Origin of the sequence: Janthinobacterium sp. JC611 (assembly GCF_018682595.1) — a bacterium.
GTDB lineage: Bacteria > Pseudomonadota > Gammaproteobacteria > Burkholderiales > Burkholderiaceae_D > Janthinobacterium.
On sequence record NZ_JAFLJN010000016.1, the window covers coordinates 24,174 to 32,145 of the forward strand.

A 7,972-nucleotide genomic window follows, 5' to 3' on the forward strand; every position below is an offset into this window, starting at 1 on the left:
TTTTCATGAGGGTAAAAAGGTGGATTGCTGCGTTAATCCCATAGCTGCACAAGATCGGCTGCGGCCACCTGGCCCGTGCTGGGCGCCGGTTCGGGCAGGGTAACGACCAAGCCGGCGGGCAGCACGGCGCCGTGGCGCGCCAGCGCGGGATTCATTTCCAGGGTTTGCTCGACGTATCCCGCGCCGTTGCCCAGGTAGCGCCACACCAGGGCGTCTACCGTGTCGTGCTGCCGCGTGCGTACCTGCATCAGATCAATTCCACGGTGAGGTGGGTGCGCCCGACGATATCGGCGATGGCCCATTGCGCATTGCGTCGCTGCGCGCCGGGCGCCTCGTCCAGCCATTCCATGCTTTTCTTGTCGCTGGCCGACGATGCCGTGGTGTCGTAGTCGCGGTAACGCTCGATCAAGTCCGCCTTGGCCGTGCTGTAGACGGCGCGCCGGTACTGCGCCAGCAAACGGGACTCGCGGTTGATGCGCGTGGCCGGCACGTCCACCAGTGCGGCGCTACCGGCAGCGGCCTGCTTGCCCTGCCAGTCGGCCAGTTCACGGTTGACCTGCAGAATGGCATCGACCACGGCTTGCACCAGGCGCGCGTCGGTGACGGTGCCGTCCAGGCGCATGGCGTCGCGCATGTCAGCCAGCGAGATGTCGGGAAACCAGCCATCGTTTTCCACGATGCCGGGCGTGGGGCTGGGTGCCGGCGGCGTGCTGGTGCCACCTGGTGCGCGGGGAGGGAGGGCGATAAAGGACATGGTGTCTGCGGTGGGATTGAAAGGGAGGCGGTGGACGGGGTTCATCGGATCGATGGATTGATCGGAATCCCCCCGTGCCGCCTGTGCGCCGGGGGCTGCTCTTTAGTTGGAATCGGCCGCGCGCTTGATGCGCCGTTCCAGCCGTTCCATTTCTTTCTTGACGCCGACGGACTCGGACAAGGCCCGTGCCCGCTGCAACTGGGCCATGGCCACGCCGGCTTGTTCCAGCAGGGCCGGGGCGATGTCCGCCTCGTCGTGCTGGTCCAGTACGGCCACCATGGCCAGGCCGATGGCCTTGTGCAGCTTGGCGCGCGCCTGGTCGGGCGCGTCGCTGGCGGCCGTCAGCGCTTCGACGGCGCCCAGCACGGTGACGGCATGCTGCGGATCGTCGCCCAACTTTCCCTGCAGGTAGGCGGCGGCAAATTCGTCCAGCATCATGGTCGGAATGTCGCGGCTGTAGCCGTCGGGCAGGGTGAACTTGTGTTCCATGCAGTAGGCGGCAATCACCAGGGCGCGGTCATACGCACCCGTATCGATGTGCCACACCAGCAGGGCGGCCACGACATCGTCTTGCGCACCCTTGCCTCCGGCCAGCACGCCGTCGATCCACTGGTCGTAATCGGGCAGCAAGGTGCTCTTGACCTCGATCTTGCGTTCCACCGACTGGATGGATTTCAGGCGCCGCCGGTCGTCGGCCAGCTTGTACAGCATCAGGTCGTAAGCGTTGCCGGTGGTGACGCCCAGCGGCTCGGCGGCGCCGGCCGTGCGCTCGGCCAGCATGCGCGCGCGATGGCGCAGGGCAGGAGACAGATTGCGCATGGCTTAGGCTTTCAGCTCGATGTTTTCCACCAGCGCGGCCAGGCCCAGGTCTTCGATCACGTAGGCGTCGTTCGACGACTCGTAGTTCTCGATGCGGTCGCGTTTCGGCACGTCCTCGACGCGGCGGCGGCGCGCACCTTCCTGGAAGTAGATCGACAGATTGTCGAAACGGGTAATGAGGATGGCGTTGTCCGGGAAGTAGGGCACGCGCGCGGCGGGCAAGCCGCCGATGCGTTTCTGGCTGATGATGATGTCGGCCGCCAGGGTTTCCGTGGGCGCCTGCTTGGTGTTGACCAGTGGGAAGTATTTATCGCTCAAGAGCTTGCGCCCGACGATGGCCACCAGGCCCGTGTCTTCCTGATACCAGGGATCGAGCAAGTTGACGGCATCGACCACGGCGGCGTCCAAATTGGCATAGTCGGCGTCCGTGCCGTCGCCGATGATGACCTTGCCCGGCAGGCCGGCGCCGGCCAGGCCCAGCACGCGTTCGGGCGCCTGTTCGCGCAGGTGCTGCAGCCAGCCCTTGTTCACGTCTTCCAGCAGCGGATTGGCGGCCAGGTCAGTGGTGGCCATGACTTTCACGCCGTTGAAGCCGATGACGATACGGTCCAGCGCCTGGCGAATCACGATGGCGTTGGCCACGCGCGACTGAAAATCGGGGAACTTGGCCCAGGCGTCCAGCTTCGCATAGGTCAGGTGCGTGTCGAAGTTGGTTTGCTCGCAGCGGTACTTGGTGCTGTCCAGGGTGGACAGGTCGCGCGTTTCGCGTTCCTTGTCCTTGGTGTTGGTGCGGCCGGCAATCGGGCCCGACACGCCCAGGCCCAGCTTTTCGCCTTCCTGCTCGGCCACGCCGATGATGTTGATCTTCGACAGGAATTCGCTCGATTCCTGCATCTTCGTTTCCAGCTTTTGCTGCACGCTGGGCGCCACGCTGAAGGTCTTGGCCACGCTGTCCGTGTCATTCAATTGGCCCAGGCGGTTTTCGTACTGGCTGTAGACCTGGCGGGTTTGCTTTTTCATAAATCAGTGCTCCGTTGTTGAATGGGGTGTTGGTGGATGGCGCGCGCGCTTAAAACTCGGTTTGCACGGCGCCGTCGTTGCCGGTGGCGGCCGGGCGGCGCGGGCCGTTGCCGGGCGCCTCGTCCATCTGCGCCTTGAAGGCGGCCAGTTCGGCTTGCGTGGCCGTCAAGGCTGTTTCCGCTTTGTCCAGACGGTCCAGGGTGCTGGCGTAGTTGTCGCTGACGGTGACGACGTGGCCGGCCAGCTCTTGCACCGCTTCGTTGATGTCGGCGAACTGCGCGGCGTCGCCGCTGGTCTTGGTGGAAAAGCGCGCCAGCAGGTTTTTGACGGCATCGGCCAGCTTGACGCCGGCCGGTTCATCGAATGCCAGCTCGACCTCGACGCCTGCCGTAAACAGGTTGCTGTTGTGCTGCTTGCGGCTGGCGGAAAATTTCAGCGCATCGGTGCCCAGGCTGGCGGGGCTGTCGGTGACGCCCAGGCCGACCAGATAAGGCAGGCCCGTATCGGCAAAGTCGGGGGAAATTTCCAGGCTCGAATACAGTTTTTGTTTCGCCTTGTTGATGGCGACCAGTTCCGGCGTGGGTTCGATCTGCGCGAACAGCGCCAGTTTCTTGCCGTTGTCCGTGTCGACCTCTTCGGCTTTCACGGCAATCACGTCGCCGTAGGCCTTGAACTGGCTGTCGGGCAGGATGCCGCGGATGTGCTCGAGCCAGATGCGCGCACCGTAGGTTTTCGGGTTGTAGCTGGCGGCGATTTGCTCGATGGTGGCGCGGTCGATGTTGCGGCCGTCCGTAGTGGCGCCTTCGGTGGCGACGCGGAAGAATTGGGATTTGCTTGCCATGGTGGTTAGTCTCGGTTGATCGGATAACGCCATGGTCAACGTCTTGGCCCGGCGATTCAATGCGGGGCGGGTTGCTATGGGGCATAGCGACTTTTGTCTTTCCCCGTTCCGCGCGCGCGCGGCCTACGCTGGCGGCATGCTAGCCATTGAACAAAAAACCGAAGACAAAATCGCCGAATTGGCCGTGCCCGAGTCCGAGCCACGCCGTGCCGCGCGCGCCCTGTACTGGAAGGGCTGGCGCATTTCTTCCATCGCCCGCCACCTGGGAATCAAGCGCAGCACGATCAATAGCTGGAAAGAGCGCGACGAGTGGGACAAGGCCCAGGCCATCGAGCACGTGGAGGCATCGGCCGAACTACGCCTCGTAAAACTGATCGAAAAAGAGGTCAAGAGCGGCAGCGACTACAAGGAAATTGACCTGTTGGCGCGCACCATCGTGCAGATGGCGCGCGTGCGCCGCTATGAGCAGCCGGGCGGCAACGAGGTCGACCTCAATCCGAAATTGGCGAACCGCAACGCCGGGCCGAAGAAGAAGCCGACCCGCAACGATTTCAGCGAAGAACAGAAAATCCAGCTGCTCGACGCCTTCCAGGACTCGCTCTTCGACTATCAAAAGGTCTGGTATCGCAACGGAGACCAGCGCACGCGCGCCATCCTCAAGTCCCGACAGATCGGCGCCACCTGGTACTTCGCCCGCGAGGCGGTGGCCGACGCCATGGCGACGGGCCGCAATCAAATCTTCCTGTCCGCATCGAAGTCGCAGGCGCACGTCTTCAAGCAATACATCGTGCAATTCGCGCGCGAGGCGGCCGGCATCGACCTGACGGGCGACCCTATCGTGCTGCCGAACGGCGCCCACCTGTATTTCCTGGGCACCAATGCGCGCACGGCGCAGGGCTACCACGGCAATTTCTACTTCGATGAATTTTTCTGGACGCAGAATTTCCAGGAACTCAACAAGGTGGCCTCGGGCATGGCCATCCACAAGAAGTGGCGCAAGACCTACTTTTCGACGCCATCCTCGACCACGCACCAGGCCTACCCGTTCTGGACCGGCGAGCTGTTCAACAAGCGGCGTGCCAAGGCCGAGCAATTCAACATCGACGTGAGCCACCAGCGCCTGGCCTCGGGCTACACGGGCGAGGACAAGCTCTGGCGCCAGATCGTCACTATCCTCGACGCCGAGCGCGGCGGCTGCAACCTGTTCGATATCGACGAGCTGCGCAACTTCGAATATAGCCCGGACCAGTTCGACAACCTGCTGATGTGCAACTTCATCGACGACTCGGCCAGCGTCTTCCCCTTGAACGAGCTGCAGCGCTGCATGGTCGATTCCTGGGTGGAATGGGAAGACTACAAGCCGCTGCTGGGCCTGCGCCCCTTCGGCAACCGCGCCGTGTGGATCGGCTACGACCCGGCCTTGAACGGCGACAGCGCCGGCTGCGTCGTGCTGGCGCCGCCCATGACGGCCGGCGGCAAGTTCCGCATCCTCGAGCGCCACCAGTGGCGCGGCCAGGATTTCAAGGACCACGCCGAAGCCATCCGCCAGATGACCCAGCGCTACAACGTCGAATACATCGGCATCGATACCACGGGCATGGGCATCGGCGTGCTGCCCATCGTGCGCGGCTTCTTCCCTGCCGTCACGGCCCTGAATTACTCGCCCGAAGTCAAAACCCGCATGGTGTTGAAGGCCAAAAACATCATCAGCAAGGGCCGGCTGGAATTTGACGCTGGCTGGACGGACATCGCGCAATCGTTCATGGCCATCCACAAGACCCTCACCCCAAGCGGGCGGCACGTGACCTATGTCGCCGGCCGCAGCGATGAAACCGGCCACGCCGACCTGGCATGGGCTTGCATGCACGCCCTCGATCACGAGCCATTCGAAGGCAGCACCGACAACCACCACTCTTTCATGGAGATTTATTCTTGAGCAAAGCACGACACTTGCGCGCGCGCGGCCAGCAGGCCCAGGGCGCACCATCAACAGCGGCCACGGCCACGGCCACGGCGCCGGCCGCCGCCGGCATCGAGGCGTTTTCCTTCGGCGACCCGACGCCCGTGCTCGAGCACGCCGACATTCTCGACTGCTTCGAATGCTGGAAGAACGGCCACTGGTACGAACCGCCCGTCAACCTGGCGGGCCTGGCCAAGTCATTCAATGCCGGCGTGCACCACAGCAGCGCGATCCACTTCAAGGCCAACGTGCTGGCATCCACCCTGATTCCCAGCAAATACCTGTCGCGCGACGCTTTTAAACGCATGGCGCTCGACTTCCTGACGTTCGGCAATGCCTACCTGGAAGACCGGCCCAGCCGCAGCGGCAAGGCGCTGGCGTACCAGCATGCGCTGGCCAAGTACATGCGGCGCGGCGTCGATCTGGACACGTATTATTTTGTGAACGGCTACCAAGCCGTGCATGAATTCGACAAGGGGCGCGTGTTTCACCTGATGGAACCGGACGTCAACCAGGAGCTGTACGGCGTGCCGCAGTACTTGAGCGCGCTGCAGTCGGCCTGGCTCAACGAGGCGGCCACCTTGTTCCGCCGCAAGTATTACAAGAACGGCTCGCACGCCGGTTTCGTCTTCTACATGACGGATGCCGCGGCCAACACCCAGGACGTGGACAACCTGCGCCAGGCCATGCGCGACAGCAAGGGGCCGGGCAACTTCCGCAATCTGTTCATGTACGCGCCGAACGGCAAGAAGGACGGCATCCAGATTCTGCCGGTGTCGGACGTGGCCGCCAAGGACGAGTTTTTCAACATCAAGAGCGTCACGCGCGACGACCAACTGGCCGCGCACCGCGTGCCGCCCCAGCTCATGGGCATCCTGCCGAACAATGCCGGCGGCTTCGGCGCCGTCGAGCCTGCCGCGCGCGTCTTCGCGCGTAACGAGCTGGTGCCGCTGCAGGCGCAGTTCATGGCCATCAACGAGTGGGCCGGCGTGGAAGTGGTGCGCTTCGCCCCGTATGACCTGGCCACGGGCGGGGAGGGCGTGGCATGAGCGACCACATCGACAACACGGACAAGATCATCTTTGCCGAAGTGGCGCGCGGCTTGGCTGCCGTGCGCGGCCGTCCCGCCCTGGCGCCGCACGGCTGCTGCCACTACTGCGACGAGGCGCTGGCGCCCGCGCTGCTGTTCTGCGATGTAGACTGCCGCGACGACTACGAGAAGGAGCAAGCGGCCAAGGCGCGCGCCGGCCGCCCAGGATGATCTCCACGCCGCGATAGCCGGCAGGGCAGGGCCGCGACAGTTCAGCCGCGCCAGAGCGCCCCAGCCACCGCACAAGCCGCCCACGAGGCGGCTTTTTCACGTCCTGACGAATGATGTTGCTCCAGAAGCAAGAAAAAGGCCCGTTTCGGCCCGGCGCGCGCAGTTGTCCCCCCTCCACACCTGCCCGCTATATAGGGGTCTTTTGACTCAAATGTGCGCCATGGCCGAAGGCGCATGAGGACTGGCGCGGCGGGGCGAAGAGGAGGCATGCGATTTGACGCATTTTGACGCACTTTTGGCGATTTTTTGTGCGGGGTGGCGTGAGGGCGTGGGAAGGGCGGTTTCCGTGCCTTGGTGAGGCTGGATTGCAGCCCCACCTGCCCTTGGCCTGCGGGCCAACCTGAAATCTTGCCTCTGCTATAAAAATTGTGAAACAGCTTTACGCGTTGACAAGGCGCTGGCGTATCCAGTGGGCCACCTGTTGCTCGGTCAGTTCTCCGGCAGCTGTGGCCAGCATGAAGTTGATGGCGTCCACTTCAGTGAACGTGAACACCACGCCGTTGAGTGCCAAGAACAAGCGCCCGATCACCCAGGCTGTACGCTTATTTCCGTCGCTAAATCCGTGACTGGTGGCGATGCCGTAGACGTAGGCCGCAGCCAGGTCGGCTACGTCGGGCGGTGGATTACCATAAGTGTGACGGTTCAATGCACGATTCAGAGCCGATTCGATGGCGTTCAGATCTCGCACTCCCGACAGCCCGCCGTGTACTGCAAGCTGCTTGTCGTGGACCGCAAAAACCGTATCTCGCTGTACCCATTGCCAGCTCATTTAGCGAGGACTCGCAGGATTTCACGGTCATCGTGCATGATCGACTCGGCCAGAGCCATCTGGCGCTCAAACTCAGGGTTGTACGGGGTGATGCGCATCGCTCCGTCCGGAGCCTCAGTCAGATACAGCGTGTCGCCTTTCTGCACGTTCAAGATACGCTTCGCTTCCTTGTTCAGGATCAGCCCCTCGGATGCACCTACAGTAGTTACTTTGAACGCGAGCATGATGCCCTCCTTTATCTATATAAGTTTTATTATATACCTGCTTCGTAGCGTGTCAAGAAGCCAGCCGACTCGGCAGTTTGATGCCGAATGCCATTTGTAGGTAGATTAGTAGGTATGATTTAAGCAGGTGTCATGCAAGCCGCATGGATACTGCTTATTTGCTTTACACCGCTTCCGCCAAGAAATAAAGAAACCGCCTTCGGGCGGTTTTTTATTGCCTGGCGGAAGCGAGCAGGGCGCCTTCGCGCCCTGCGTGTGAGATTC

The 7,972-nt window shown here is 62.7% G+C and carries 10 protein-coding genes; 3 read left to right on the forward strand and 7 right to left on the reverse strand.

What is annotated here, in order from left to right; all coding sequences use genetic code 11:
- Positions 1-32: 32 nt before the first annotated feature.
- From J0O65_RS12005 to J0O65_RS12025, 5 genes are all read right to left on the reverse strand, one after another.
- The gene (locus J0O65_RS12005) at positions 33-248 is read right to left on the reverse strand and encodes a tail protein X (RefSeq protein WP_215407032.1); all 216 of its coding nucleotides are present in this window, start codon (positions 246-248) and stop codon (positions 33-35) included.
- Positions 248-754, reverse strand: a complete 507-nt coding sequence (locus tag J0O65_RS12010; protein WP_215407034.1) for a head completion/stabilization protein — start codon at positions 752-754, stop codon at positions 248-250. The genes J0O65_RS12005 and J0O65_RS12010 overlap by 1 nt, the downstream gene beginning before the upstream one ends.
- A 102-nt stretch (positions 755-856) precedes the next feature.
- Positions 857-1,573: a phage terminase small subunit gene (gpM, locus tag J0O65_RS12015; RefSeq protein WP_215407036.1), complete on the reverse strand. Its 717-nt coding sequence runs from the start codon at positions 1,571-1,573 to the stop codon at positions 857-859.
- A 3-nt stretch (positions 1,574-1,576) separates the two neighbouring features.
- Positions 1,577-2,593: a phage major capsid protein, P2 family gene (locus tag J0O65_RS12020; protein WP_215407038.1), complete on the reverse strand. Its 1,017-nt coding sequence runs from the start codon at positions 2,591-2,593 to the stop codon at positions 1,577-1,579.
- A 49-nt stretch (positions 2,594-2,642) separates the two neighbouring features.
- A complete protein-coding gene (locus tag J0O65_RS12025) occupies positions 2,643-3,434 on the reverse strand; it encodes a GPO family capsid scaffolding protein (RefSeq protein ID WP_215407040.1) in 792 nt (263 codons plus the stop codon).
- A 136-nt stretch (positions 3,435-3,570) separates the two neighbouring features.
- On the opposite strand from J0O65_RS12025, the gene J0O65_RS12030 reads away from it, so the two are divergent.
- Genes J0O65_RS12030 through J0O65_RS12040 form a run of 3 tightly spaced genes read left to right on the forward strand, consistent with a single transcriptional unit; the run spans position 3,571 to position 6,655 of the window.
- Positions 3,571-5,370 (forward strand): terminase ATPase subunit family protein, encoded by a 1,800-nt coding sequence (locus tag J0O65_RS12030; RefSeq protein ID WP_215407042.1) that lies wholly within the window; start codon positions 3,571-3,573, stop codon positions 5,368-5,370.
- 14 nt (positions 5,371-5,384) lie between these two features.
- Positions 5,385-6,443, forward strand: coding sequence for a phage portal protein (locus J0O65_RS12035; RefSeq protein ID WP_502793559.1), 1,059 nt, complete (start codon positions 5,385-5,387; stop codon positions 6,441-6,443).
- Positions 6,440-6,655 carry a hypothetical protein gene (locus tag J0O65_RS12040; protein ID WP_215407045.1) on the forward strand — a complete coding sequence of 72 codons (216 nt, stop codon included), beginning with the start codon at positions 6,440-6,442 and terminating at the stop codon, positions 6,653-6,655. Before J0O65_RS12035 ends, J0O65_RS12040 begins: the two co-directional genes overlap by 4 nt.
- A 439-nt stretch (positions 6,656-7,094) precedes the next feature.
- Here J0O65_RS12040 and J0O65_RS12045 read toward each other — a convergent pair whose 3' ends face one another.
- Positions 7,095-7,484: a type II toxin-antitoxin system death-on-curing family toxin gene (locus tag J0O65_RS12045; RefSeq protein ID WP_215407047.1), complete on the reverse strand. Its 390-nt coding sequence runs from the start codon at positions 7,482-7,484 to the stop codon at positions 7,095-7,097.
- Entirely contained in the window at positions 7,481-7,708 is a 228-nt protein-coding gene (locus J0O65_RS12050; protein ID WP_215407049.1) for an AbrB/MazE/SpoVT family DNA-binding domain-containing protein, read from the reverse strand. Before J0O65_RS12050 ends, J0O65_RS12045 begins: the two co-directional genes overlap by 4 nt.
- Positions 7,709-7,972 lie beyond the last annotated feature (264 nt).